At 67.1% G+C, this 25,511-nt stretch carries 21 protein-coding genes; 10 read left to right on the top strand and 11 right to left on the bottom strand.

Going from position 1 to position 25,511, the window contains the following annotated elements; genetic code table 11:
• The first annotated feature begins 4 nt into the window (after positions 1 to 4).
• The 8 genes from fabZ to E2E30_RS06910 all read left to right on the top strand — a co-directional run bounded on the left by fabZ (position 5) and on the right by E2E30_RS06910 (position 6,399).
• Positions 5 to 481, top strand: coding sequence for a 3-hydroxyacyl-ACP dehydratase FabZ (fabZ, locus tag E2E30_RS06945; protein WP_133188489.1), 477 nt, complete (start codon positions 5 to 7; stop codon positions 479 to 481).
• Positions 481 to 699, top strand: coding sequence for a hypothetical protein (locus tag E2E30_RS06940; RefSeq protein WP_133188487.1), 219 nt, complete (start codon positions 481 to 483; stop codon positions 697 to 699). Before fabZ ends, E2E30_RS06940 begins: the two co-directional genes overlap by 1 nt.
• Positions 700 to 780: 81 nt before the next feature.
• Entirely contained in the window at positions 781 to 1,014 is a 234-nt protein-coding gene (gene rpmE, locus E2E30_RS06935; RefSeq protein WP_010186706.1) for a 50S ribosomal protein L31, read from the top strand.
• A gap of 182 nt (positions 1,015 to 1,196) precedes the next feature.
• Entirely contained in the window at positions 1,197 to 1,523 is a 327-nt protein-coding gene (locus E2E30_RS06930; RefSeq protein ID WP_133188485.1) for a PilZ domain-containing protein, read from the top strand.
• A 151-nt stretch (positions 1,524 to 1,674) separates the two neighbouring features.
• Entirely contained in the window at positions 1,675 to 3,162 is a 1,488-nt protein-coding gene (locus E2E30_RS06925; RefSeq protein WP_133188483.1) for a TolC family protein, read from the top strand.
• Positions 3,159 to 4,157: an HlyD family secretion protein gene (locus E2E30_RS06920; protein ID WP_133188481.1), complete on the top strand. Its 999-nt coding sequence runs from the start codon at positions 3,159 to 3,161 to the stop codon at positions 4,155 to 4,157. Before E2E30_RS06925 ends, E2E30_RS06920 begins: the two co-directional genes overlap by 4 nt.
• The gene (locus E2E30_RS06915) at positions 4,154 to 5,290 is read left to right on the top strand and encodes an ABC transporter permease (protein WP_133188479.1); all 1,137 of its coding nucleotides are present in this window, start codon (positions 4,154 to 4,156) and stop codon (positions 5,288 to 5,290) included. Before E2E30_RS06920 ends, E2E30_RS06915 begins: the two co-directional genes overlap by 4 nt.
• Positions 5,287 to 6,399 (top strand): ABC transporter permease, encoded by a 1,113-nt coding sequence (locus E2E30_RS06910; protein WP_133188477.1) that lies wholly within the window; start codon positions 5,287 to 5,289, stop codon positions 6,397 to 6,399. The genes E2E30_RS06915 and E2E30_RS06910 overlap by 4 nt, the downstream gene beginning before the upstream one ends.
• An 18-nt stretch (positions 6,400 to 6,417) precedes the next feature.
• Here E2E30_RS06910 and E2E30_RS06905 read toward each other — a convergent pair whose 3' ends face one another.
• From E2E30_RS06905 to E2E30_RS06875, 7 genes are all read right to left on the bottom strand, one after another.
• Positions 6,418 to 7,557 (bottom strand): aldose epimerase family protein, encoded by a 1,140-nt coding sequence (locus tag E2E30_RS06905; RefSeq protein WP_133188475.1) that lies wholly within the window; start codon positions 7,555 to 7,557, stop codon positions 6,418 to 6,420.
• Positions 7,558 to 7,703: 146 nt separating this feature from the next.
• Positions 7,704 to 10,193: a TIM-barrel domain-containing protein gene (locus E2E30_RS06900; RefSeq protein ID WP_133188473.1), complete on the bottom strand. Its 2,490-nt coding sequence runs from the start codon at positions 10,191 to 10,193 to the stop codon at positions 7,704 to 7,706.
• Positions 10,194 to 10,211: 18 nt separating this feature from the next.
• Positions 10,212 to 11,732: a tryptophan halogenase family protein gene (locus E2E30_RS06895; protein ID WP_133188471.1), complete on the bottom strand. Its 1,521-nt coding sequence runs from the start codon at positions 11,730 to 11,732 to the stop codon at positions 10,212 to 10,214.
• Positions 11,729 to 13,348: an alpha-amylase family glycosyl hydrolase gene (locus tag E2E30_RS06890; RefSeq protein WP_133188469.1), complete on the bottom strand. Its 1,620-nt coding sequence runs from the start codon at positions 13,346 to 13,348 to the stop codon at positions 11,729 to 11,731. Before E2E30_RS06890 ends, E2E30_RS06895 begins: the two co-directional genes overlap by 4 nt.
• 5 nt (positions 13,349 to 13,353) lie before the next feature.
• The gene (locus E2E30_RS06885; RefSeq protein WP_133188467.1) at positions 13,354 to 15,168 is read right to left on the bottom strand and encodes an alpha-amylase family glycosyl hydrolase; all 1,815 of its coding nucleotides are present in this window, start codon (positions 15,166 to 15,168) and stop codon (positions 13,354 to 13,356) included.
• The gene (locus E2E30_RS06880) at positions 15,165 to 16,688 is read right to left on the bottom strand and encodes a tryptophan halogenase family protein (RefSeq protein ID WP_133188465.1); all 1,524 of its coding nucleotides are present in this window, start codon (positions 16,686 to 16,688) and stop codon (positions 15,165 to 15,167) included. The genes E2E30_RS06885 and E2E30_RS06880 overlap by 4 nt, the downstream gene beginning before the upstream one ends.
• 81 nt (positions 16,689 to 16,769) lie before the next feature.
• Positions 16,770 to 19,724: a TonB-dependent receptor gene (locus E2E30_RS06875; RefSeq protein ID WP_206365654.1), complete on the bottom strand. Its 2,955-nt coding sequence runs from the start codon at positions 19,722 to 19,724 to the stop codon at positions 16,770 to 16,772.
• 211 nt (positions 19,725 to 19,935) lie between these two features.
• Between E2E30_RS06875 and E2E30_RS06870 the strand changes: the two genes are divergently transcribed.
• The gene (locus E2E30_RS06870) at positions 19,936 to 20,958 is read left to right on the top strand and encodes a LacI family DNA-binding transcriptional regulator (RefSeq protein ID WP_133188463.1); all 1,023 of its coding nucleotides are present in this window, start codon (positions 19,936 to 19,938) and stop codon (positions 20,956 to 20,958) included.
• 13 nt (positions 20,959 to 20,971) lie between these two features.
• Here E2E30_RS06870 and E2E30_RS06865 read toward each other — a convergent pair whose 3' ends face one another.
• Positions 20,972 to 21,655 (bottom strand): DUF6445 family protein, encoded by a 684-nt coding sequence (locus E2E30_RS06865; RefSeq protein ID WP_240699063.1) that lies wholly within the window; start codon positions 21,653 to 21,655, stop codon positions 20,972 to 20,974.
• A 141-nt stretch (positions 21,656 to 21,796) separates the two neighbouring features.
• On the opposite strand from E2E30_RS06865, the gene E2E30_RS06860 reads away from it, so the two are divergent.
• Positions 21,797 to 23,299, top strand: a complete 1,503-nt coding sequence (locus tag E2E30_RS06860) for an MFS transporter (protein WP_240699062.1) — start codon at positions 21,797 to 21,799, stop codon at positions 23,297 to 23,299.
• On the opposite strand, the gene E2E30_RS06855 is transcribed toward E2E30_RS06860, so the two are convergent.
• From E2E30_RS06855 to E2E30_RS06845, 3 genes are read right to left on the bottom strand one after another with little or no spacing between them, the layout of a single operon-like run.
• Positions 23,292 to 23,675 carry a response regulator gene (locus E2E30_RS06855; protein WP_133188459.1) on the bottom strand — a complete coding sequence of 128 codons (384 nt, stop codon included), beginning with the start codon at positions 23,673 to 23,675 and terminating at the stop codon, positions 23,292 to 23,294. The genes E2E30_RS06860 and E2E30_RS06855 overlap by 8 nt on opposite strands.
• A 53-nt stretch (positions 23,676 to 23,728) precedes the next feature.
• On the bottom strand, positions 23,729 to 25,249 hold the full coding sequence (locus E2E30_RS06850) for a PAS domain-containing sensor histidine kinase (protein WP_272482945.1): 1,521 nt from the start codon (positions 25,247 to 25,249) through the stop codon (positions 23,729 to 23,731).
• Positions 25,246 to 25,404: a hypothetical protein gene (locus E2E30_RS06845; protein ID WP_240699097.1), complete on the bottom strand. Its 159-nt coding sequence runs from the start codon at positions 25,402 to 25,404 to the stop codon at positions 25,246 to 25,248. The genes E2E30_RS06850 and E2E30_RS06845 overlap by 4 nt, the downstream gene beginning before the upstream one ends.
• Positions 25,405 to 25,511 lie beyond the last annotated feature (107 nt).

The following is a 25,511-nucleotide window of genomic DNA, read 5'->3' as shown; positions in this document are numbered from 1 at the left end:
CCTGATGAGCGATAGCGAAAGCAGGGGCCCGCTTGGCCCGCTCGATATCGGGCGGGTCATGGCGGCGCTGCCGCACCGGTATCCGATGCTGTTGGTCGACCGTGTCGAGGAACTGATCCTCGACCGGTCGATCACCGCCATCAAGGCGGTGACGATCAACGAGCAGTTCTTCCAGGGGCATTTCCCGGGGCGGCCGATCATGCCGGGCGTGCTGATCGTCGAAGCGATGGCGCAAGCCGCCGGGATCCTTGCCGTCGAATCGCTCGGGCTCGCCGGCTCGGGCAAGCTCGTCTATTTCATGGCGATCGACGGCGCGAAGTTCCGTAAACCGGTCGAGCCGGGCGTGCTGCTCAAGCTCGAGGTCGAATTCGTCCAAAAGCGCTCGAGCGTCTGCAAGTTCGCAGGCCGCGCTACGATCGACGGGCAGCTCGCCGCGGAAGCCAATTTCACCGCGATGATCGCCGATCCGCCCAAGGCGTAATGGACGCACTGACCTGGTTCGGCCTGTTTGCCGTGTCGGCGATGCTGGTCTGCTACGCCTTCGAGCAGCGATCGTCCTGGTGGGTCCTCGGCTTTGCCGGGGCCTGCGTGCTGGGCTCGACCTACGGCTTCCTGCAGGGCGCGTGGCCGTTCGGCGGGGTCGAGGCGATCTGGTCGCTGATCGCGCTGCGCCGCTGGTGGGGATTGCGGGGCGGTTGAGTTTGCAAAGACCGCTGCGCCCTGCTAGGGGCCGCGACTTCGCTGCTGGTCGGTAACCAGCGGCTCTTCGGAGATTTAGACGTGAAAAAAGGCATTCACCCCGATTATCACACCATCACGGTGCAGATGACCGACGGCACGCAGTTCCAGACCCGCACCACCTGGGGCAAGGAAGGCGATCTGATGACGCTCGACATCGATCCGCTGGCGCATCCGGCATGGACCGGCGGGCGCGGCACGATGCTCGACGCAGGCGGCCAGGTCGCGCGCTTCAACAAGCGTTTCGGCGCGATGTCGTCGATCGGCAAGAAGTAAGCATCGCGACCAGCGCCGCACGGCGCTGCGCGGATCGAGCCGGCTCGTTCCCCATCACGGGGAGCGGGCCGGTTCTGTTTTGGGGCCACGGAAAATCGCCGCGGGGCAGCATCGCTAACCGCGCCTTAACGATACCGGCATAGGCTTTCGTCTCCCGCGAATGGCGCGGGAAGGAACCGCCGATGATCGCCGCCGAATTCGAACCCGCCGTCAGACCCGATCGCCGTCGCAGTCCGCGTTCGCCGATCTCGCTCGATGCCAAGATGGGCCGCGGCGGTCTCGATCGCGCCTTGTGCAAGGTGACCGACGTCTCGCTGCACGGCGCCAAGATCCACACCTATTCGCCGATGACCAAGGGGGCGATGATCTGGCTGACGTTGCCCAAGATCGGCCAAATCATCGCAACGATCATCTGGGCCGACGAATATCAGGCGGGTTGCCAATTCCGCGAGCCGCTCGACGATGTCGCGTTCGCGCGGTTGACGGACCGGACGCTCGAACTGGCGTGACTTTGGCTGGCTTACCGTCAGCTACCATAAGGTTTGATCGGTGCACGTCCGAGACAAGCGTCCTCGGACGCAATGGCAATCCGTACTGAGGGCGCCCGCCTCTGCGCGCTTCGACTTGCGCCGGGGACCGTAGTCGAGGCATGGCGGCGACATGGCCCATTTGCTTTCCTTTGGTGCGGCAGGCGTGAGTCTTCTTCTTGCGCTGCCCGCTGCGGCGCAGGATGTCGCGCCGCCGGTGGCGATGAGCTTCGAGGCGGCATCGCAGGCGCTGGGCAAGGGCTCGCGCGCGCTCAGTGCTGCGGATCACGAGGTGCGGGCGGCACAGGCCACGGCAGACGCGCTGAAGGCATTGCGGCGGCCCGTTGTCTCCGCCTCGGCGAGCTTTGTTGAATATCAGAAGACGCTTGCGATCGACCTGTCGGGGAGCAAGAGCGACCTGACCGGAGCGACCACCGACTTTCTCGCCGGCTTGCCCGGGCAATTCCCGCCGGGCTTTCAGGAAATCGTCAGCCAGGTGACGCAACGCGTCGGCGCGGCGCTGCCCGGGTTAGTGTCGGCAATCCCCGACTCGCTGCGCTTCCAGACGCGCGATACGGCGTTTCGCCCGACGGTGACCGCCGCGCTGCCGCTCTACACCGGCGGTGCGATCCCCGCGATCCAGCGTGGCGCGCAGGCCGGCGTCGCGATCGCCGAGGCGACGCAGGCGCAGGGGCGCGATCTGTCGCAGCTCAACCTGGTGCGGACCTATTTCGGCCAGCAAGTCGCCGAACAGCTCGCTGCCTCGACGCGCGCGACGCGCGACGGCTTCGACCGGCATCTTTCCGACGCGCGCAAGCTCGAGCAGCAAGGCGTGTTGTCGCACGCCCGCGTGCTCGAGGTCCAAGTCGCGCGCGATGCCGCCGACCGCGCCTATCTGCGCGCCGATCTCGAGGCGGCGACCGCGCGCGATACGCTCGCGCGGCTGCTTGACGCCGAGGGTGGGGTGCAGCCGACCACGGCGCTCTTCGTCAACGCCCAGCCGCTGCCGCCCAAGGCCGAATTCCTCGCCGCGACCGACCATCCACAGGCGCGCGGTGCCGACGCGGCGCGCGCGGTCGCCGCGGCCGGGGTCGATCTGGCGCGCTCGCGCTATCGCCCGCAGGCGTTCGCGTTCGGTGAGTATAATCTCAACCGCAACGATGCGCTGCCGACCGAGCCCGACTGGATCGCGGGGGTCGCGGTGCGGATGACCTTGCTGTCGAACGTCGACCGGCGCCGTACGCTCGATGCGGCGCACGAACGCGAGCGCGCGGCCGCCGACGGCGCGGCCGAAATCCGCAAGACGATCGCGACGCAGACGATCCGCGCCTATGACCTGACCGAAACCGCGCGACGCACCTTCCTCTCGCTCGACAGCAGCGTTGCCGCGGCGGAGGAGAATCTGCGCGTGCAAGAACTCTCGTTCCGCGAGGGCGAGGCGACCTCGGCGGCGGTGATCGATGCGCAGGCGGCGATCGCGACGGTCCGCACGCAACGGATTGCCGCGGCGTATGAATATGATCTCGCGCTGGCGGGGCTGCTTGTCGCCAGCCATCAGCTCGACAGTTTCGGCGGCTATCTCGCGCGCGCCGACCACCGCCTGGGGGCCGTGACGCCATGACCGACACTGCGCGCCGTAAACGCAATCTCAAGCCGCTGTTCTACGCCGCGCTGGTCGTCGTCGCGATCCTGCTCGCGATCGGGCTGTGGCTCGCCAGTCGGCCCGCGCCCGAGCAGTTGCAGGGGATGGTCGATGCCGACGAGGTCAACGTTGCGACCAAGGCGCTTGCGCGTGTCGATCGGCTATTCGTCGACGAGGGCGCGCACGTCCGTGCCGGGCAAGTGCTCGCGCAACTGTCGAGCCCCGAGATCGCGGGCGGACAAGCGCAGGCCAAGGGCGCTTTGCAAAGTGCGCAGGCAGTCCAGTCCGAAACCGAGCAGGGTGCACGCGCCGAGGATGTCGCGAGCGTCAAGGCGGTCTGGTTGGCGGCGCAATCGGTCGCCAATTTGGCGCAAGTCACCAGCCGCCGGTCCGAGACGCTCTATGCCGAGGGCGTGATCGCGGCGCAGCGGCGCGACGAAGCCGTCGCCGCGCGCGACAGCAGTGCACGCCAGGCCGAGGCGGCGCGCCAGCAATATCTCAAGGCGTTGGCGGGCGCGCGGCCGCAGAACAAGGCGGTGGCGGCGGCGCAGGTCGATATCGCGCGCGCCGCGCTCACTACAGCGACCGCGCTTGGCGGCGAGACGCGGTTGGTCTCGCCGATCGCGGGCGAAGTATCGCGCAAGCTCGTCCAGCCGGGTGAGGTCGTCAGCCCGATCGTCCCAGCCTATCAAGTGATCGACGTCGCGCATCCGTGGGTGTCGATGACGGTGCGCGAGGACCAGTATCGCGGCATCGCGATGGGCAAGGTGCTGAGCGGCAAGGTTCCAGCGCTCGGCACGACCGCGAGCTTCCGTATCTATAGCATCGCGCCGCGCGCGGATTTTGCGACGTGGCGCGCGACGCGGCAATCCTCGGGCTATGACGTGCGCTCGTTCGAGGTGCGGATGCGCCCGGTCGGTACGCTCGCCAAGCTGCGGCCGGGCATGAGCGTATTGTTCGACTGGCCGCAATGAGCGCGTTCGCGCGCGCGCTGTCGGCGGAACTCGCGCATTTGCGCGGCTGTCGCTGGGATCTCGCGATGCTGACGCTGATGCCCGCCGCCTTGCTCTTCGCGATGGGGGCTATGCTGTTCGGAGGCGTGGCGCGCGATCTGCCGATCGCGGTCGTCGATCATGACGCGACCAGCGCGAGCCGCGCGATCGTGCGTGCGGTCGATGCGTCGCCGGCGGTGCGGATCGTCTCGGTCGGGGCGGATTTGCCCGATGCGATGACGCTGGTGCGGCGCGAGCAGGCCTGGGCGATCGTCGAGATCCCGCGTGGCGTCGGGCGGGGGGTGGCGCGCGGTACAGTGCCGGCGATCCATATCCGCTATCAAGCGAGCTTCCTCTCGACCGGCACGCAGGCGGTGCGCGGGATATCGAGCGCGGTGACCGCGGCGAGCACAGAGCTCGTCGCCGCGCAGTTGAGCGCCCACGGACTGCCACCGCTTCGCGTGACGCCGCTCACGGTGCAAGTGACCGCGCTGTACAACGCCGCGACGAGTTTCGAATGGTATTTGCTCTCGCTGATCAATCCGGCGGTGCTCCACCTGCTGACCGCCTGCGTGACGGTGATGGCGCTCGGCCGCGAACTCCGCGACAAATCGCTCTCCGCTTGGGCCCGCGCGAGCGGTGGTGTCGCGGGCGCGGTGTTCGGCAAGATGCTGCCCTATGTCGCGGCGATGAGCCTGTGGGGTGTTGCCTGGTTGCTCTACCTGACGCTCGCGCGCGGGTGGCGGGTCGAGGGGAGCATCGCGCTGATCGTCGCAGGGCAGTCGCTTTTCTATCTCGGCACCGCGTGCATCTCGGCACTGCTCGTCGCGGTGACGCGTGAGACCTCGACCGGGCTCTCGGCGAGCGCGGTCTATGCCGGGTCGGCGCTCGCCTTTTCGGGAGCGACCTTGCCGCTCGATGGCGGCAGCGGCTTTGCGCGGATCGTCAGTGCGATCCTGCCGTTGACGCATTACCTCGCGCTGCAGATGGGGCAGTTCGTCGGGGATGCGGCGGCATCGGCGGTCGGGCCGATCCTCGCGCTGCTCGCATATGTCGCGATTGCGGGCGGCGGCGCGGTGCTGCTGATCGCGCGCAGCGCCCGGAGCGCGGCATGAGCTTTCGCGAAGCCTTCGAGGAGACGTGGCGGACGGTGCTGACGTCGCGCACGCTCGCCAGCACGATGCTGCTCGCGGTCGTGCTCTATGCTTTTTACTATCCCGCGCCGTATGCGCACGAAGCGACGCAAAGCGTGCCCGTGCTGGTGGTCGACCAGGAGGATAGTGGGCTGACGCGCGAGGTGCTGCGCAATCTGGCGGCGACGCGCGAAGTGCGGATCGTCGCCTCGGTCGCCGACATGCCAAGCGCGACCGCGCGGATGCGCGCGGGCGAGGCCGACGGGATCATCCTGCTGTCGCGCGGGGTGACGCGCTCGCTGCTGACCGGCGCGCCGGGCGGCGGTGTCGGTGTATGGGTGAAGGCCGCATATCTGTTGCGCGCGAGCGCGATCGGCGAGGGGGTCAGCGCGGCGATCGCGGGCGCGGCGGAGAACCGGCTGGGGAGCGCGGCGCGCGCCCTCGGGCTGCGCACCCCGGTCCGCGTCATCCAGGAGCCGCTGTTCAACACCGGCGCAGGCTACAAGGACTATGTCTTTCCCGCGGTCGCGAGTGTGATCCTCCAGCAGACCTTGCTGTTCGGCGTCGCCACCTTCGTCGCCGGGCGACGCGAGCGCGGCGATCCGCCGATGCGGCGTGCTGCGTTCTTGGGGGCATGGGCGGCGATGACGCTGCTCGGCGTGTTCGCGGCGTTCTTCTATTTCGGCTTCATCTTCTGGCTGCAGGACGTTCCGCGTGGCGGCAACATCCCGGCCTTGCTGGTGACGGTGCCGTGCTTTGCCGCAGCGGTGGCGGCGCTCGGGCTGTTCCTCGGCGGGCTGTTCGATCGCTCCGAGCGCGCGATGGCGGTGCTCGTGCCGACCTCGGTTCCGCTGTTCTTCCTCACCGGATCGGCATGGCCGCTCGAGCAAATGCCGTCCTGGCTCGCCGCGCTCGCGCATCTCGCGCCCTCGACGCTCGCGGTCCATATCTTCGTGCCGCTCAACCAGATGGGGGCGGGGTTGAACGACGTGGCGGGTGACGCGATCGCGCTCGCGGTGGAGGCGCTGGTCTATGGCGCGCTCGCCGCCTGGCTGCTCACGCGCGCCTCCCGGATAGCGCGAGCAGACTGACCAGGGCGATCGTTGGCGCTAGCGGGCGGCGACCGAGAAGCGATAGACGATCACGTTGCGATAGGTCTGGCCCGGATCGAGCCGCGCCGATCCGAGCGCCGGCTGGTTGGGGGTGTCGGGGAATATCTGCGGTTCGAGCGCGATCCCGTCGCCCTGGCGATAGGCATGGCCCGATTTGCCGACCGCGGTGCCATCGAGGAAGTTCCCGGTGTAAAGTTGCACGCCCGGCTGGTTCGACAGGATTTCCATCGTCCGCCCGCTCACCGGATCGGAGACGCGCGCCGCAAGCCGCGGCGTCGCGCTGAGCGTGCGCGCGAGGACGTAATTCTCGTCATAGCCCTGACCAAAGACGATCTGCGGATCGCTCGCATCGCGGATCCGCGTGCCGATCACGGTCGGCGTGCGGAAGTCGAACGGCGTTCCCGCGACCGGGCGGAAGCTGCCGGTCGGGATCAGAGTGGCATCGACCGGCGTCGTCGTATCGGCCGGGATCGTCAACACCGCGTCGTAGATCGACCGCTGCGCCGCCTCGCCGCCGAGATTGAAGAAGCTGTGATTGGTGATGTTGACGACCGTCGGCTTGGTCGTCGTCGCGCGATACTCGATCGTGAGTTCGTTGGAGTCGTTGAGCGAATAGGTCGCAGTGACCTGGAGTTCGCCGGGATAGCCTTCCTCGCCGTCTGCGCTGGTGTATGCGAGCGTCACGTGTGGCGTGGCACCGCCGGCCACGTCGACGATCCGCCACGGACGCTTGTCGAACCCCTTGACGCCGCCATGCAGCGCGTTGGTCTTGTTATTGAGCGAGAGCGTATAGCCCTTGCCGTCGAGCGTGAAGCGACCGCCCTTGATCCGGTTGGCATAGCGCCCGACGGTCGCGCCGAAATAATTGGGCGCGGTGAGATAGCCGCGCATGTCGGCATAGCCGAGCGTCACGTCGGCGATCTTGCCGTCGCGGTCGGGAACGTCGACGCCCTGGAGGATCGCGCCGTAGCTCAGGATCCGCGCACGCATGCCGTGGCTATTGGTCAGTGTAACCACTTCGACCGGGCTGCCATCGGCGAGCGTTCCGAAAGGCGCGCGATCGGCGCCGGCGGCGGCTGCCATGGTGGGTGCGGCAAAGCCGAGCGCAAGCGCCACAAGAGCGAAAGTCCGAGGCATCGAGGTCCCCTCCAGGAGTCTGTGACACAAGGCCGCCGACGCAGTGTCAACGTGATCCTCTTGCGCTTATAGTCAGACCACAGAGGGCAAAGCGCAAGGCCCCGTGGTGCGCTGTCGCGCCCGGGATAGCCGCCGGGCGCGCCCGGTCAGCGCGCCAGCGTGATCTGCGTTGCCCGGATTGGCGCGGCGACGGTGAAGCTCAGCGTGCCGGCCGCGCTGTCTGGCTGCGCGGTGATCGCCTTGCGGTCCTGCGCCACGGTGGCGGCACCGGTCCAGCCATGCACGGTGACGGCGATCTGCTTCCACCACGGCGCAAAGCTGCCCTCGCGCGCGTCGAACGCGATCGTGAGCCCGTTCGCGGTTACGCTGCAGCGGACCGTCTGCCGCAAATAGCCACGGCGCTGGTAGGCGAGCGTCGTGCCGTCATCCTCGTAGAGCGTTCCGACACAGTCCTCGCCCGGATAGATGTCGAGCATCAGCGGCCCCGACGGCGTCTGCGCGGTGCTCTGGACGAGCGGCTGGCGCGGCAGGATCGTGCCGGCGCGGACGAACACCGGCAGGCGATCGAGCCGCGGGGTTTCGCTCACGCGGTCGCCCTTGGCGTGTTCGGTCGGGACGGCCTGGGTCGCCGACTGGATCGGGCCGGCGGAGGTTGGCTCGGGGCTCCCGGCGCGCTGGCCGGTCCAGTAATCGTACCAGCCGCCCGCAGGCAGGCAGACGTCGTAGCGCTGCGGCGATTCGGGGCTCGGCGGTGGCGCGATCAGCAGCGCCTTGCCGAGCGTGAACGCCATCGACTGATCGCAGCCCATGCTCGCGGCGCTCGGATAATCGTAGAACACCGGGCGCATGATCGGATCGCCGAGCCGGCTGTTCTGGTCGGCCAGCGCGTAGAAATAGGGCATCAGGCGATAGCGCTCCTCGACGAAGCGGCGGCGAATCGCGAGATGATCGGGGCCGTCGACCCACGGCTCGACGCGCGGCGTACCGGTCGCCGAGTGATCGCGGAACACCGGCGTGAACGCGCCGATCTCGAACCAGCGCGTCAGCAGATCGGGGCTCGGCCCGCCCGCAAAGCCGCTGACGTCGGCGGCGCTATAGGCGAAGCCCGACAGGCCGAGGTTGAGGATCTGGTGGACCGAAAGCTTCAGATGGTCCCAGGTCGCGCTGTTGTCGCCGGTCCAGGTCACGGCATAGCGCTGGCCACCGGCATAGCTCGCGCGCGTCATCACGAACGGCCGCTCGTTGGGGCGGAGCGCGAGCAGGCCGTCATAGGTCGCGCGCGTGTTCTGCATGCCGTAGACGTTGTGGATCTCACGGTGGTCGCCGGTGCGGCCCGCGAAATCGTCGCTGGCGATGCGGTGTTGCGTGTCGAGCGGCATCGTCTTCGTCGCGGTGTTGAAGATCGCGGGCTCGTTCATGTCGTTCCAGAAGCCGGCAACGCCGTCATCGAGGAAGCCCTTGTAGAGCGTGCCCCACCACGCGCGCGACTTGGCCTGGGTGAAATCGGGGAAGACCGACGGGCCGGGCCAAACCGGCGCGACATAGTCGCTGCCGTCGGGGTTCTTGACGAATTCGTCGCCGCGCTTGCCGCTGGTGTAGGGCGCGTAACCGGTATCGACCTTGGCGATGTGCAAGTCGGTGATCGCAACGAGCTTGATCCCTTGCGCCTTCATGTCGGCGACGAGCTTCGCCATGTCGGGGAAGGTCTTGGGGTTGGTAGTGAAGGGCCGGTTGCGGTCCTGATAGTCGATGTCGAGCCAAATCACGTCGGTAGGCACGCGGTCGGCGCGCAGGTGGCGTGCGATCTCGCGGACTTCGTCGGCCGACATGTAGCTGTAGCGCGACTGCTGATAGCCGAGCGCCCATTTCGGCGCGAGCGGCGCGCGGCCGGTCAGCCCGGCATAGCGGCGCGTCACGTCGCCGAGGCTGGGGCCGGCGATGAAATAATAGTCGATCGGGCCGTCGGGGCCGCCGAACGCGAGCGTCTCGGCATCCTTGTGGCCGAAGTCGAACCAGGTGCGATAGGTGTTGTCGAGCAGGATCCCGTAGCTGCCGCCTGCCGCCCCGGTCGAGGCGAAGAAGGGGATCGACTTGTAGATCGGGTCGTCCGAGCTCGAAAAGCCGAACGCGTCGGTATTCCAGTCGACGAACGCCTTGCCGCGTCGGTCGAGCCCGCCGGTCTTGTCGCCGAGACCGTAGAAATGCTCGCCGATCGGCAGCGTCTTGGTCAGCGTGAAGGTCTTGCCGTCGACGCTCGCGGGCGCGGCATCGGCCGAGATGATCTTGCCGTCGAGCGTCTCGAACGTCACTGCGCCACCCGCACCGATGCGGACACGGAGCTTCGCGGTGGTGAAGCCGTCCGCAGTCGGGGTCACCGTCGCGCGCGTTGCGCGCTGCGCGGGGAGGACCGCCCAGCTGGCGTCCTCGGGATAGACGCCGCCGCGCGCGATGCGGACGCGAACGAGATCGTCGCTAAGCGCGATCAGCTTCATCTTGAGCGCGCCGGCGGTCACTTCGACGCCGTCCTTGGCCGCGGTGAGCGTCGGGGCGGGGGCAGCGCTCTGCGCGTGCGCGGCGACCGTGGTGAGCGGCAGCGCGACGGTAGCGAGCAGCAACGCGAGGGGGAGGCGTTTCATGTCAGGTCTTTCAAGAGATTACCGGGGGAGGTGATCGGTATGCGGGCGGAAATTGTGCGCGCAGCGGCGCAGGAAGTCTTCGATCCTGACCATGTCGATCCGCTCGATATCGGGGCCGGGCGGCACGAGCCGCGCGTCGTCCGGGAAGGTGCCGTATCCAGCGAGCAGACAATGCCAGCTTATCGCATTGTAATAGCGCGTTATGTCGAGCTGGTCGATCGTCGCGGTGAGGTCGGCGCCGGTGAACCAGGCCGACATGACGTGCTTGAGCGTGTCGGACGGCTCGACCGCGCGCGCCGCCGCCCAATAGCGGTGCGGGTCGGCGTGACGCTGGTTGAGCCGGTAATGCGCGACGATATAGTCGCGCACGCCGTCGTAGCGCGCGGCGATGCGGGCGTTGAAGGGGGCGCGGGCCTTCTCGGTGAACCCGTCGGCATCGACGGCGTCGAGGAACGCCTCGACCGTGGCGATGACGATGTGGAGTGCGGTCGCCTCGAGCGGTTCGAGGAACCCCTGCGCCAGCCCGACCGCGAGCGCATTGTGCGACCAGCTTTCGGCGACGCGCCCGACGCGCATCGACAGGTGGCGCGCGGTGCCTTCGTCGCCGACCTTCAAGTGCGCGCGCAGCTCGGCCTCGGCCTGGTCGCGGCTGATATGGCGGCTGGAATAGACATAGCCGTTGCCGGTCCGGCTGGTCAGCGGGATGTTCCACACCCAGCCCGCCGACAGCGCCGTGGCGCGCGTCTGGCTCGCCAGCGGTGCCGCAGGATCGCGCGGGGTCGGCATGACCACCGCCGAATCGTTGAACAGCGAGTCGCCATAACGGACGAACGGCACACTGAGCGTGCCCTCGAACAGCAGGCTGCGAAAGCCGCTGCTGTCGAGGAAGAGATCGCCCGCGATCCGCGCGCCGTCGTCGCACAGCAACGCCGCGATGCCGCCATCGGCGCGCCGTTCGACGCTTTCGACGCGACGCTGGAGGTGAGTGACGCCGAGTTTGGTCACCGCATGCCGGCCGAGGAACGCGCCGACCTTGTAGGCGTCGAAATGATAGCCGTAGCTCACCTCGAACGGAAAGCTCTCGTCGGGCTGCGGCGCGCATCCGGCTGCGGCAAGTCGCGCCGGAAGCAGGAATTGGTCGGGATGCGCCGCGACGTCGCGGCCCGTCCGCCGCGCGCGCGTGTTGTAGAAGAACGCGCCCGCGGTGTGGCTGTCGAGCGCGGTGGGGAAGGGGTGGAAGTAGCGCTCGAATCCAGGCCGGTCGGACCAGCCCGCAAAGCCGATGCCGAGCTTGTAGGTTGCATCGCACGCCGGCATCCACTCGGCCTCGGCGATGCCGAGCCGGTCGAAAAAGCCTTTGAGCTGCGGGGTCGAGCCTTCGCCGACGCCGACGATGCCGATCTCGGGGCTTTCGACGAGCGTCACGCGCGCGCTCGGCCAGCGCTGCGCGATCAGGCATGCCGCGATCCAGCCTGCGGTTCCGCCGCCAAGGATCACGATCGCGCCGTCGCGGGCGAGGTCCTTGGCGGAATCGCTCACCCGCGCAGCACCAAGCCGGCGAATGCGGGGAGGGTGCCCGTCTCCAATTCGCCTGTAGCGAGCAGGATCCTACTCGTCGGTTCGATGCCCTCCGGCCAAGCCTGCGCGGCGTCGCTCATGTTGAACAGGCACAGCAGCGGCTCGCCATTCTCTTCGCGCTCGAACGCGAGCACGGCGGCGTCATTGTGGCGCATCCGAAGGTCGCCCGAACGCAATGCCGGATGTGCGTTGCGCGCTGCGATCACGCGGCGCGTCCAGTTGAGCTGCGACTCCGGATTTGCATCCTGCACATCGACCGCGAGCGCCGCATGGTCGCCGCCGAAGGGCAGCCACGGCGTTGCGCTTCCGAAACCGAGATCGGGCGCGGCACCGGTCCACGGCATCGGCGTCCGTGCGCCGTCGCGCGACAGCGTCATCGGCCAATTGGCGATCGCCTCGGGATCGAGCAGATCCTCGAACGCGATTTCGACTTGCGTCAGCCCCAGCTCCTCGCCCTGATAGAGGAAAATGTTGCCGCGCAGGCACGCGAGCAGCAGCAGCTTCATCCGCGCGAAGGCGCGCGCATGATCGGGGCGCGTCCAGCGCGTCACCGCGCGCGGTGCGTCGTGATTCTCGAACGCCCAGCTTGGCCAGCCGATCGTCGGATCGTTGGGCCAGCGCGCGAGCGAGTCCGCGACGAGCTCGGGCGTCAGCGCATCGGCGTAGAGAAAGTCGAAGCTGTATGCGCTGTCGAGCCGCTTGCCGCCCGCGGTGAACAGCTTCATCTCGCGGTCGCTATCCTCGCCGCCGATCTCGGCAACGGTGAAGCCAGCGCCATATTCGTCGAGCAACGCGCGGATCCGCTCGAGGAACGGCGGAATGTCGGAATGGCCCTGATTGTGCAGCTTCAACTGGAAATCGAACGGCCGCGTCCGCGCGCGATTGGTCGCGGGCGCGGGCGGGTTATCGGTCAGCGCCGGATCGTGCATCGCGAAATTGATCGCATCGAGCCGGAAGCCGTCGACGCCGCGATCGAGCCAGAAGCGCGCGGTGTCGAGCAGTTCCTGCTGCACCGCCGGATTGTGCCCGTTGAGCTGCGGCTGTTCCTTTAGGAAATTGTGCAGATAATATTGCTGCCGCCGCGCGTCCCACGTCCACGCCGGGCCGCCGAACACCGATTGCCAGTTCGACGGCGGGCTGCCGTCGGGCTTGGCATCGGCCCAGACGTACCAGTCGGCCTTGTCGCCCGACCGGCTCGCGCGGCTTGCCTCGAACCAGGGGTGCGCGTTCGACGTGTGCGAATAGACCTGGTCGATGATGATGCGCAGCCCGAGCGCGTGCGCGCGCGCGATCAGCGTGTCGAAATCGGCGAGCGTCCCGAAGATCGGGTCGACGTCGCGATAGTTCGCCACGTCATAGCCGAAATCCTTCATCGGCGAGGTGAAGAAGGGCGACAGCCAGACGGCGTCCATCCCGAGCCCGGCGACGTATTCGAGATGCGCGGTGATGCCGTTGAGGTCGCCGATCCCGTCACCGTTCGAGTCGGCGAAGCTGCGCGGGTAGATCTGATAGATCGATGCGCCCTTCCACCAGGGTTCGGGAGTTCCGGGAACGGGGTGTTGGGCAGGGGCGGGCATAGGACTCATTCGCTGGGGAGGCGTGCAGGAGTGGCGGCGCAGATGGCGTAGCCGAGCGGTGGGAGCGTGATCGCGGCCGAGCCGGGTGCGGTTACCGTGGCGGGGCAGGCGCCGGCGAGCGTGGCGAAGCCGGCCGAGCGCGCGCCGACTTCGACATTGGCGCTGAGCGGCTGGTTCGAGGTGTTGAGGACGACGAGGATCTCGCGCCCGTCGTCATCGCCGCGCGTGAAGGCGAGCAGGCCTGGCTTGTCCGACGCGAAGCGGACGACGGTGCGACCGTGGCGCAACTGCGCGTGGGTCCGCCGGATCTGCGACAGACGCGCGATCGTCTCGAAGATCGGGTTGTCGGTGCCGAAATGCGCGGTCGCCGTCGTGCTGGTGGTGCCGATCAGGCGATTGTCGTTGTAGCTCGCGACCTGGCTCGCAAACATATCCTCGCGCGCGTCCTGGTCGCCGCCATGGCCGGTGAAGCCCTGCTCGTCGCCCGAATAGATCGTCGGCACACCGCGCGCCGAAAGCAGCAGGACGTGCGCGAGTTCGAGCCGCGCGAGGCGTTCTGCGTCGGTCGCCTTGGGCCAGGCCAGATCGAGCATGTGCCCCATCCGGCCCATGTCGTGATTGCCGAGGAAAGTCGGCAGCCGCAGCGCGGTGGCGTCGCCGCCTTCGTACAGCACGTCGCCGTCGATCAGCTTGGCGAAGACATCGGTCCCCGCCTTGCCGCTCAGCATCGCACGCGCGGCCGCCTGGAACGAGAAGTCGAGCACTTCGGGATAGCCGTCGCGGCGCGTGAATTGCGCGGTGTAGCCGGGGTCGACGGTTTCCGAATAGACTTCGCCGAAGATCGGGAAATTGCGGATCCCGCGCGCGGCGGCGCGCGCTTGCATCGCCGGGATGAACGCCTGCCAGAATTCGGGGTTCACGTGGCGCGCGGTGTCGATGCGGAAGCCGTCGACGCCGAAGCGATCGATCCAGCCGCCATAGATCGCGATGAACCCCGCGATCACGCGCGGATCCTCGGTCATCAGATCGTCGAGCCCGCTGAAATCGCCGTAGCGCGCGGATTCTCCGGCGAAGGTCGAGTCACCGCGATTGTGGTAATAGCGCGGGTCGTTGAGCCACGCCGGGACCTTGACCTTCGCTTCCGCTGCCGGAACGAACGGCGTGTAGGCATAGGCCGGGTCGGTCAGCTTGGCGAAATTCTCGGGCGTTTGCACCGCATCGCCTGCAAAACCGGCGTTGATCGGTTTGCCCGTGACGCCAAGCCGGCGCTGGTATGGATAATCCGCCTTGCCGCGGTACGCACAACTCTTGCCGACGCATTCGCGGTACTGGATCACGTCGGCAGTGTGGTTGGCGATGATGTCCATATAGACCTTCATGCCCTTCGCGTGCGCGGCATCGACGAACGCCGCGAACTCGGCGTCGGTGCCGAAATGCGGATCGACCTTCGTGAAGTCGGTGATCCAATAGCCGTGATAGCCGGCGCTCTCATGCCCCGCCGCGCCCTGCACGGGCTTGTTCTTGAACACCGGCGCGACCCAGATCGCGGTGACGCCGAGCGCCTGGATATAGTCGAGCCGCTGGAGAAGCCCCTTGATGTCGCCGCCGTGATAGAAACCCTTGGCGGTCGGGTCGTACCCCGTCGTCAGCCGGTCGCCGGTCAACCCGCCTGTGTCGTTGGCCGGGTCGCCATTGTCGAACCGGTCGGGCAGGACGAAATAGATGATCTCGTCCTCGGGCAGACGCGCGCGGACCTGTTCGACGGGGACTGCGGTCGCCGGACCGGCGAGCGCGAGCAGCAACGCGGCGGTAAGGCTCACGCCGCCACCGGCGTCGGCGCGGCGCAGTGGCGCGCGATGAAATCGGCATGGCTTGGCATCTGGGCAACCTCGCGGGCGTTGAGCTGGTCGATCGTATCGAGGAATTCGGCGAGATCGGCGGCGGGTATCGCGTCGGCGAGCGGGTGGTGCCCCGCTGGCATCACACCCTGGCCAGCGAACACCTGGAGCCAGCCGACCTCGGTGAAGAGCTCCTCATGCTCGCGCGTGATGTGGCCGTTACCGCGCCACAGGTCGATCTTGGCGGCAAGCGTTTCGGGCAGCGTCGCCTCGCGGCACATCTGCCAGAACGGCTCGCTCCGATTGTTGGCGTGATAATGCAGGATGATGAAGTCGCGGATGCGTTCGTATTCGAAATCGCTCTGGCGGTTGAATTCGTCGCGGTCGGCTTGCGCGATGGTGCGTCCGGGCAACAGCTTCATCAGCCGCGCGATCGCCGACTGGATCATGTGAATGCTCGTCGATTCGAGCGGCTCCATGAAGCCGCCCGACAGACCGATCGCGACGACATTGCGGTTCCACATTTGCCGACGCTTGCCGGTGCGAAACTGGATCGGGCGCGGATCGGCAAGCGCTTCGCCGTCGAGCCCCGCGAGCAGGGTTGCGGTCGCCTCGTCGTCGCTCAAATGCTGCGACGAATAAACGAGGCCGTTGCCAGTGCGGTGCTGCAGCGGAATGCGCCATTGCCAGCCCGCTGCCTTTGCGGTCGAGCGGGTGTACGGGGTGAACGCGGTGCTGCGTTCCGACGGCACCGCGATCGCGCGGTCGGCGGGCAGCCAGTGCGTCCAGTCGTCATAACCGGTCTTGAGCGTCTGCTCGATCAGCAGCCCGCGAAACCCCGTGCAATCGATGAAGAGATCGGCGCCGAGCGTCGTCCCGTCCTCGAGCAGCAGCGTCGAGATATCGCCGCGCTCGTCCTGGTCGACGCGGACCACCTTGCCTTCGATCCGGGTGACGCCGCGCGTCTCGCTGTAGCGGCGCAGATGGCGCGCATAGAGGCCGGCGTCGAAATGAAACGCGCTCGGCATGTCGGGCAATACGCGTGCGGTGCGCGCGGAACCGCGCTGCATCCGGTCGGCCAAAGCCGCCTGGTTGTTGAGCGAATAGGCCGCGAGATCGCGCGCCGACCCGAGCTTTTGCGCGCGCAGCCAATATTGGTGGAACGGCAGCAAACCGACATCGCGCCCGACCGCGCCGAACGCGTGCATGTAGCGATGGCCTGGCCGCAGCCAGTCGACGAACTCGATCCCGAGCTTGTAGGTGCCTTGCGTCGCGCGCAGGAAGGCATCTTCGTCGAGCCCGAGCGCATCGTTGAACAAGCGGATCTGCGGGATCGTCGCTTCGCCGACGCCGACGGTGCCGATCTCTTCGGATTCGATCAGGTCGATCTCGAACCCGGTTTCGAGGAAACGCGCGAACGTGGCGGCCGCCATCCAGCCTGCGGTGCCGCCGCCCACGATGACGATCCGGATCGGTCCGGTCGGATCGGATAGAGTGGCCATGGTCCGCGTCCCCGCTTCTTCGACATTAGACTCGCGGAACGGCGGACGGCGAAAGGGTTCGCCGTCCGCCGTCGCACGCGGTCAGAACTTGTACGTGATGCCCAGATAGTAATCACGGCCATAGCGCTGGTAATCGATCACCTGGCGCGGGTCGTCATTCTGGTACGTCACGAACGGACGGTCGGTCAGGTTCTTCGCCTGCGCCAGGATCGCGAAGTTCTTGAGCGGACCGCTCTGGAACTCATAGCCGATCTGCGCATCGAGAATGCCTTCCGATCGCGCGGTGCGATAGGTCGGGTTGGCCGAGAGGCCCGCGACCTCGGCGAGGAACGACGAGCGATAGCGATAGTTCACGCGCGCCTGGAAGCCGTGCTTCTCGAAATACACCGTGCCGCTGCCGGTCCACTTCGACAGGCCGGGCAGGGTGATCGCCTGCGTTGGGTTGCTGACGAACTTGATCTCCGACTCGGTGTAGTTGCCCGAGACGAACATGCCGAAGCCGTCGAGCGCTTCGCTCACCATCTTGAAGGGGAGCGAGATCGTCCCTTCCACGCCGATCACGCTGCCGCGACCGGTGTTGGCAGGCGCGCTGACGTTGCCGATTGCCAGCCGGTTCGCGGTGACGATCGCGCGCTGTGCCGGCGACAGGGCGCCTAGCAGCGAGGAGAAGTCATACGCGTAGCTGTTGTTCGGATCGACGAAGTCGGTGAGGTGCTTGTAATAGCCCGACAGCGCAACGTAGCCGCCGCCACGGAAATACTGCTCGAACGACATGTCGATGTTGGTCGACTTGTACGGCCGGAGCGCGACGTTGCCGCCCGACGAGGTGAACACCGGGTTGAGCCCGGGGTTGAAGTTGTTCGGCACGATATTGGCGATGTTGATCGCCACGTCCTGCGTCACGCGCTCCTGGTCGAGGCGCGGGCGCACCATCGTCTGCGAGGCACCAAGCTTGACATAGCCCAGCGGGACCAGCTCCACCGCCATCGTCGCCGAGGGCAGGACGTTGGTGTAGCTGTACTTTTGCGACGCAGGGGCGATCGTCACGACGCCGTTGACGACGCTCGCGATCTGGCCGGTCGAGCGCTGCTCGCTGTGGATGACCTGCGTGCCGATCGAGCCCTTGAGCGCCTTGCCGCCGACATCGCCGTCGATGTTGATCTTGGCGTAGCCGGTATAGACGTTCTCGGTCACGACGTTGTCGCGGACGAGCGACGACGGGCGGTTGTCGAAGAACGTGTTGTAGCTGTTGTTGTACAGATACAGCGGATCGAGCGCGAGCACCGCGGGGACGCCGAGATAGTCGAGCGGGATCTTGCCGATCACCGCCTGGGTCGGGATCGGCGCGGAAGTCGGCGTGCCGCTCGCGACGGTGCAGTTGCTGCCGGCGCCCTTGGGGCACAGGAAGAACGACTGGTAGGCGCTGGTCTTCTCGCGACGGCTGTAGTTGGCGCCGGCTTCCCAGCTCTTGATGATGCTGTTGTCGAATTCGCCGTTGAGGTTCGCGCGGAGCGACTTGAGGTCGTCCTTGAAGCTCGGGCGGTTGAGGAAGCCCGACTGCACGACGGCCTGCGTGCCGTTATAGCCCCAGCCCTGCGGATCGGTCAGCTTGAACACGCTGGTGTTGGTATAGTCGAGCGTCGGCACGATCTTGTAGGTGCCGTTGCCCTGCTGCGAAACCCGGACGGTGTCGTCCGGGCCCGCGCCGCCATAGCCGACGCCGGTATAGGTCTCGAGCAGGAAGTCGGTGCGCGTCGCATGGCTCCAGCTCGCGTCGACGTTGAGGTGGATCTTGTCGCTGAGCTTGAGGTCGTTGTTCCAGCCGAGCGAGAAGTTCTCCGCCTTGCGCTGGTTATAATCGTTGCGCTGGATCGCGTGGACGCCCGAAAAGGTCGTCGCGGTGGCGAAGCCGTTGGCGACGGTCACGCCGCTTTGCGTCGGGCTCGAGAAGCCGAGCGGGAATTCGATCCCGCGCAGGTGCTGCGTTTCCTCGAAGTGCGAATAGAGCGCGTCGAAAGTCGAGTGGAACACCTCCGACGGGCGCCATTCGATCGTCGCGACGCCGCCGTAGCGCTTGAGTTCGTTCGACTGGACATAGGGCTTTGCGCCGCCGAGCACGAACGGGCTCGCCGCGGTACCGGCACCGGCATAGCCCCACGCATTGTAGCGCTCGTCCTGCGACGGGGTGAGCGTCGCCGATGCGCCGAGCGCGATGCCGAGCGTGTCATTGGCGAACTTGTCGACATACGTCGCCGACGCGCGATAGCCGTAGCGCGAGCTGTCGGGGTTGAGGTTCTTGATGCCGTTCATCTGGCCGCGAGCGCTGACCGCGAGAACGCGCTTGGCCTGATCGAGCGGGCGCAGCATGCGCAGATCGACCGTGCCCGAGATGCCGGCGGCGACGAGCGACGCGTCGGCCGATTTGTAGACGTTGACGGTCTTGAAGAATTCCGACGGATATTGGTCGTACTCGACGCCGCGATTGTCACCGACGGTGACTTGCTCGCGACCGTTGAGCAGCGTGGTCGAAAAGTCGGGGCCGAGACCGCGGATCGACAGGCGCTGGTCGCGGCCCTCGAGACGCTGCGCGGTGACGCCGGGAAGGCGGGCGAGCGAGTCGGCGATCGACACGTCGGGCAGCTTGCCGACGTCTTCGGCCGAGACCGAGTCGACGATCAGCACCGACTGGCGCTTGATCTTGGCCGAGGAGTCGAGGCCCGCGCGGATGCCCGTCACGACGATGTCGCCGTCGGGCGTGGTGTCCGTGGTCGGCGCAACGTCGGCGGCGGTCACGGGCGCCGGCGTCGTCGGCTGCGGCGTCGGATCGGCTTGGGTCGGCGTTGCTTCGACTTGCGCCTTGGCGGTCGGGTTCGCGTTCGCAGTCGTCGCGGCATCCTGCGCGTAGGCGGCGCCAGGCAGCAGCAGGGCAGCGGTGATCGCGGCGGTGCTGGTGTACAGCCCAAGGCGTGCCGACATGGAAATGCGGCGCAGCGGCGCGCACGCGCGGTCAGCGCGGCTCGGCTCGAAATCAGTCATGTGGTGTTCCCCATCAGGCGGGCCCGGCCCGCACATCCTCGCTTCAGTTTCCTCGACGTCGTGAAACAGCGTCGATTGGCCCGGCACGGCTATATTTCGAGCAGACACATTTCGAAAGGATCGGGCATACGTATTCACGAATGGGCTGTCGTCAGCCGATCGTTTGGCGCAGTATCGCGTGTGCCGTGTAGCGCAGGACCTGCTTTTCCCGATGGCCAGACGACCGACCTCCCTCGATATCGCGCAGTTAGCGGGCGTCTCGCAGCCGACCGTCTCGCGCGCCTTGCGCGGGGTGAAATCGGTCAATCCGCAGACGCGCGCGCGGATCGAGGCGATCGCGCGGAGCCTGCATTATGCGGTCGACAAGAACGCCTCGAGCTTGCGCAGCCAATCGTCCAACACGCTGGCATTGCTGTTTTTCGAAGAGGCAGCGGATGACGATGCCGCGATCAACCCGTTCTTCCTCTCGATGCTCGGATCGATCACGCGCGCTTGTGCGAAGGCCGGGTACGACCTGCTGATATCGTTCCAGCAGCTGTCGGGCGACTGGCACGTCGATTATCAGGACAGCCACAAGGCCGATGGGATCATCCTGCTCGGCTACGGCGATTACGAAGCGTACCGCGTGCGACTCGACCATCTCGTCGAGCAGGGGACGCATGTCGTGCGCTGGGGTGCGGTCGGGACGGGGCCCGCCGGGATCACCGTCGGATCGGACAATCGCGGCGGCGGGGCGTTGGCGACGGCGCATCTGATCGCGCAGGGACGGCGTCGGATCGCGTTCCTCGGCTCGGCCGACAGCCGCTATCCCGAGCTCCTGGAGCGCTATCGCGGTTATCTCGATGCGCTGGCGAGCGCCGGGCTGACCGCCGATCCGATGTTGCGCGTCGATGCGACGACGGCGGAGGAACCGGGGCAGGCGGCGGTCGAGACGCTCGCCAGCCGCGGCGTGGCGTACGACGCGATCTTTGCCGCAAGCGACAGCATCGCGATCGGCGCGATGCGCGGCTTGGCGGCGGCGGGGCGGCGCGTGCCCGACGACGTCGCGATCGTCGGGTTCGACGATATCCCCTCGGCCTCGCTGACCAGTCCGCCGCTGTCGAGCGTCGTGCAGGATACGCGGCGCGCGGGCGAAGTGCTGGTCGAGACGCTGCTCGGCCAGTTGCGCGGTGGGATGTGCGAGGCGGCACCGCTCCCGACGCGGCTCGTCGTCCGCGCGAGCAGCGGCGGCTAGCGCCGGCGCGGTCTCAGTCGTCGAACAGGAAGAGGTTGAGCGTCAGGCGGCCCGCAAGCGGATCGGCACTGAGCACGACCTCGGGCGGCAGATGCGCGCAGTGGAGCGTGTTGCCGGGATAGACGAGCGCGCGGTTAAACGCGCCGGGCTGTAGCGCGATCCGTTCGTAAAGCGGCGTATCGCCGGCGATATATGCCGGGTCTGGCATGCCGTGGGTACGCACGCCCTCCTCCAGCGTCGCCTTGAAACGATCGAGCCGGTCGGCATCGACGCTTTCGAAGCCCGTCTCGCGCTGGCGGTAGAAGGCGGTGCCGCCCTGCGCGCCATGGCCGAGGAACAGCAGCAATGCGATCCGGCGCGGCTCGACCCCGTCGAAATGCGGCAGCCGCTGGATCGGCGCGAGCGCTGCGGGCGGGGTCGTGACGAGCGAATAATAGGCTTCCGATACGCTGGGCGCCGGATCGAACCCGAAATGCGTGGCGAGCAACGGCGCGATCCTGCGACGCATCGTCTCGGCGAGGCGCGCCGGGACTTCGGCGCGGACGCCGGGGTAATGCGGGCCGATCTCGCCCAGGCGCAACGCCGCTGCATCCTCGCGCAGCATCTCGGGGTCGGGCCAGAAATCGTCGATCACGAGCAACGGGCGGCGCTCGTTGCCCTGATGATGGAGGTGCACGGTGTCCATGGCTGGCGTCATGGAACGCGCGTGGGGCGCTCGGCAAGGGTTTGTGCGGCGCTGCGCATTCGTATGCAGGCTTGTGCGGCCCTCGGCTTGTCGCCACGCTCGCCGACAAACACGCCCTGCCGATCGTCAGGCGCCGGGCAGGGGAGGCCAGAGTTGAACGAAAAACCGGTGCAGGGCTTTGGCGGCCTGTGGAATATCAGCTTCGGCTTTTTCGGCATCCAGATCGGCTTCGCGCTGCAAAACGCCAATATGAGCCGGATCTTCCAGACGCTCGGCGGCTCGCTCGACGACCTCTCGTATCTGTGGGTCGCCGCGCCGCTGACCGGGCTGCTGATCCAGCCGATCATCGGCCATTACAGCGACCGGACGTGGAACCGGCTCGGCCGGCGGCGGCCGTATTTCCTCGCGGGCGCGGTGCTCGCGGCGCTCGCTTTGTTCGTCATGCCCGAGGCCAGGATCCTGTGGTTCGCGGCGGTGACGCTGTGGGTGCTCGACGCCTCGATCAACGTCTCGATGGAGCCGTTCCGCGCGTTCGTCGGCGATATGCTGCGCAAGGACCAGCACACCGCGGGCTATGCGCTGCAAACCGCCTTCATTGGTGCGGGCGCGGTGGTCGGGTCGATCTTCCCGTTCGTGCTGGCGCATCTCGGCGTCTCGGGAACAGCGCTCGGCGGGGTCCCCGACACGGTGCGCTACAGCTTCTGGTTCGGGGGCGCGGCGCTGCTGCTCGCGGTGTTGTGGACCGTCGGCAGCGTCAAGGAATACAGCCCGGCGCAAATGGCCGCATTCGGCGAGCGCGATCCCGTCGAAGGCGTGGGCGAACCGATGCGCGCGCTTGCCGCGCGCGGGCTGGGGCGCAGCCTCGCGTGGATCGTCGGCGGGTTGGTGATCGTCGCCGCGGTGCCGCTGCTCGCGTTGCAGAAGGAAGTGTATCTGCTCGGTGCGCTGTTGATCGCCTACGGCGTCGCGAGCATCGTCGCGATCCGGCTCGCACGCGGCGGGAATACCGGTAACGCTCTCAGCATGATCGTCGGCGATTTCGCGGGCATGCCGCTCGTGATGAAGCGGCTGGCGCTGGTGCAGTTCTTCAGCTGGTCGGCGCTGTTCATCATGTGGATCTTCACCACCCCGGTCGTCGCGCAATACATGTTCGGCGCGAGCGACCCGAAGAGCGCTGCCTACAATGCCGGTGGCGACTGGGTCGGCGTGCTGTTCGCGGTCTATAACGGCGTCGCGGCGCTGGCCGCCTTGCTCCTTCTGCCGCGCCTCGCCGTACGGATCGGCAAGGTCCGGACGCATATCGCCTGCCTGCTGTGCGGGGCCGCGGCTTATGCCAGCTTCTTCGTGATCCGCGATCCCAACTGGCTGATCCTGAGCGAGATCGGCGTCGGCATCGCCTGGGCGTCGATCCTGGCAATGCCGTATGCGATCCTCGCCTCGAGCCTGCCGCAAGCCAAGCTCGGCATCTATATGGGGCTGTTCAACGTCTTCATCGTCGTGCCGCAATTGCTCGTCGCGACGGTGATGGGGTCGGTGCTCAAGGCGTTCTTCCCGACCGAGCCGATCTGGACGATGGCGTTCGCCGCGATCGTGATGGCGCTGGCGGCGCTCGCGATGTTGCGGGTTCCCGAGACGGGGGATCGCGCGGTCAGCTGAACGTGATCGCGGCGATCAGGTCGGCCTGGTGGACTGGCTTTTCGAGCACTGCGGCAAAACCCGAAGCGCGGGCGCAGTGTTCCTGCTCGTGCGACGGATTGCTGGTGATCAGCACCGCACGCCCGTCCCACCCGCGGCTCTGCAGGATGCGCAGGATCGCGATCCCGTTGCTGCCGGGCGGGGCATAATCGGTAATCAGGATGTCGGTGGCGTCGGCATAGCCACCCTGCAGCACCGGCGCAGCGGTGCCGAACGAGCGCACCTCGTAGCCATGCCATTGCAACGCCAACTGCAGCTGGCGGCGAACGCTCTCATCGGCGTCGATCAGCACGATACGGGTGCGGCGGGGCGGTTTGGCGGCGGCAAGGTCTGACATAGGTACCCGGGGAATAGGAACGCCGGTCCTGCCGCGAGCGCGACGCCGCGTCGCTACGTAATGGTCCGGGTGTCGGTGGCGTCGGGCGCGCCGCGGACTGTAAAATGAAACGCGGTTCCGCCGTTTGGCCGTGGCACCGCCCAGATCCGACCTTCGTGCGTTTCGACGATCGTCCTGCAGATCGACAGACCAAGCCCCATGCCGCTTTTCTTGCTGGTGGCGAACGCCTGGAACAGGCGCGGCGCGACTGCGGGATCGATCCCGGGGCCCGTGTCGGCGACGATGATCTCGATCATGTCGCCCGCCGCCGCGCGCACGCTGATCGTCACGTCGCGCGTCAACGACATCTCGACCGCCTCGACCGCATTGCGCACCAGATTGACCACGACTTGCTGGATCTGCACGCGATCGACGAGGGCGTGCGCGGCATCGCTCTCGAACGCGAAGAAAGATCGCACACCGCGCTCGCGCGCGCCGATCAGTGCCAGCGCGCTGGCTTCCTCGATCAGCGGGCGCAGCGGAACGACGCGGCGATCGACTTCGCCGTGCGATACGAAGTCGCGCAAGGCGCGTACGATGTCGCCGGCGCGGAGCGTTTCCTTGGCCGATTGATCGACCGCTTCGCGCAGATAGCCGAGCGTATCGGCATCGGGCGCGTCGAGCAGATCGCGGCTCGCCTCCATGTAATTGGCGATTGCGGTCAGCGGCTGGTTGAGTTCGTGCGCCAGCGTCGATGCCATCGTCCCCATCGCGCTGAGGCGAGAGACGTGGATCAGCTCGGATTGCAGCTCCTTCAGCCGCAATTCGCTGCGTTGCTGTTCGGTCAGGTCGCGGATGAAGCCGGTGAAGATGCGCCGCCCGGTACTGCTCGCCTCGCCGACCGAAAGCTCCATCGGGAAGGGAGTGCCATCGCGACGCATCCCCACCACGACTCGGCCGATGCCGATGATGCGGCGTTCGCCCGTCGTCAGATAATGGCTGAGATAGCTGTCATGGCGGTCGCGGTCGGGGCTCGGCATCAGCATGCTGACGTTGCGGCCGACCAATTCGGCCTCGGCATAGCCGAACAGCCGCTCGGCCGCCGCGCTGAACGACAGGATGCGGCCGCGTTCGTCGATCACGATCATCGCATCGGGCACGGTTTCGAGGATCGAGCGGACGTGCTGCTCGCTATCGGCAAGCGCTGCCTCGGCGGCGCGACGCGCGGTGATATCGTACACGCTTTGCCCATAGCCAAGCAGCGCGCCTGCCGGATTGCGCAACGCGACGAGCGTTGAATCCGCCAGGAATTCGGAACCGTCGCGGCGAATCCGCCAGGCTTCCTTGCGCGTCGTGACGTCTTTCTGCGCTTGCGCCAGATCGGCGGCGGGGTCGCCGCGTTCGGCGTCGGCGGGGGGGTAGAACAGCATGAAGGACTGTCCGATGATCGCCTCTGCACTCCAGTCGGTCAGGATTTCGGCACCGCGATTCCAGCTCATCACCAGGCCCGCAGGATCGAGCAGGAACTGCGCGCGATCGGTCGTGCTGTTGACGAACAGGGCGAAGGCATCGGCCAGCGGGTCCGTGGCGGTCACCGTAATGTCTCTATCTCCCCTTCGACAAACCGGATTCGGCCGACCGCCGCGACGAAGAAGGCCGTCGACCAGCCCCGCAGGATGACGCCGTTGGCGCCCTCGCTCGCGCCGACGATCGCCCACGAACGGACAAGTACCACATCCCCATAGCCGATGGTGGCGGAGGTAGGTGTCGAAAAATACGAAGCGGGCTCGAAATCGGGCCGCGCGTGGGTCGGGCTGTACAGCGCGGCATAGCGTTCCCGGCCCGCACGATGTCGTC

This window comes from Sphingomonas sp. AAP5 (assembly GCF_004354345.1).
Classification (GTDB): Bacteria; Pseudomonadota; Alphaproteobacteria; order Sphingomonadales; family Sphingomonadaceae; genus Sphingomonas; species Sphingomonas glacialis.
This window is presented reverse-complemented; position numbering and strand designations above follow the sequence as displayed.

What these genes read in the sequence shown, in the direction of transcription:
- fabZ (WP_133188489.1), top strand. Translation starts at nt 5, where the DNA reads ATGAGCGATAGCGAAAGCAGGGGCCCGCTTGGCCCGCTCGATATCGGG.
- E2E30_RS06940 (WP_133188487.1), top strand. Translation starts at nt 481, where the DNA reads ATGGACGCACTGACCTGGTTCGGCCTGTTTGCCGTGTCGGCGATGCTG.
- E2E30_RS06930 (WP_133188485.1), top strand. Translation starts at nt 1,197, where the DNA reads ATGATCGCCGCCGAATTCGAACCCGCCGTCAGACCCGATCGCCGTCGC.
- E2E30_RS06925 (WP_133188483.1), top strand. Translation starts at nt 1,675, where the DNA reads ATGGCCCATTTGCTTTCCTTTGGTGCGGCAGGCGTGAGTCTTCTTCTT.
- E2E30_RS06920 (WP_133188481.1), top strand. Translation starts at nt 3,159, where the DNA reads ATGACCGACACTGCGCGCCGTAAACGCAATCTCAAGCCGCTGTTCTAC.
- E2E30_RS06915 (WP_133188479.1), top strand. Translation starts at nt 4,154, where the DNA reads ATGAGCGCGTTCGCGCGCGCGCTGTCGGCGGAACTCGCGCATTTGCGC.
- E2E30_RS06910 (WP_133188477.1), top strand. Translation starts at nt 5,287, where the DNA reads ATGAGCTTTCGCGAAGCCTTCGAGGAGACGTGGCGGACGGTGCTGACG.
- E2E30_RS06905 (WP_133188475.1), bottom strand. Translation starts at nt 7,557, where the DNA reads ATGCCTCGGACTTTCGCTCTTGTGGCGCTTGCGCTCGGCTTTGCCGCA.
- E2E30_RS06900 (WP_133188473.1), bottom strand. Translation starts at nt 10,193, where the DNA reads ATGAAACGCCTCCCCCTCGCGTTGCTGCTCGCTACCGTCGCGCTGCCG.
- E2E30_RS06890 (WP_133188469.1), bottom strand. Translation starts at nt 13,348, where the DNA reads ATGCCCGCCCCTGCCCAACACCCCGTTCCCGGAACTCCCGAACCCTGG.
- E2E30_RS06880 (WP_133188465.1), bottom strand. Translation starts at nt 16,688, where the DNA reads ATGGCCACTCTATCCGATCCGACCGGACCGATCCGGATCGTCATCGTG.
- E2E30_RS06875 (WP_206365654.1), bottom strand. Translation starts at nt 19,724, where the DNA reads ATGACTGATTTCGAGCCGAGCCGCGCTGACCGCGCGTGCGCGCCGCTG.
- E2E30_RS06870 (WP_133188463.1), top strand. Translation starts at nt 19,936, where the DNA reads ATGGCCAGACGACCGACCTCCCTCGATATCGCGCAGTTAGCGGGCGTC.
- E2E30_RS06865 (WP_240699063.1), bottom strand. Translation starts at nt 21,655, where the DNA reads ATGACGCCAGCCATGGACACCGTGCACCTCCATCATCAGGGCAACGAG.
- E2E30_RS06855 (WP_133188459.1), bottom strand. Translation starts at nt 23,675, where the DNA reads ATGTCAGACCTTGCCGCCGCCAAACCGCCCCGCCGCACCCGTATCGTG.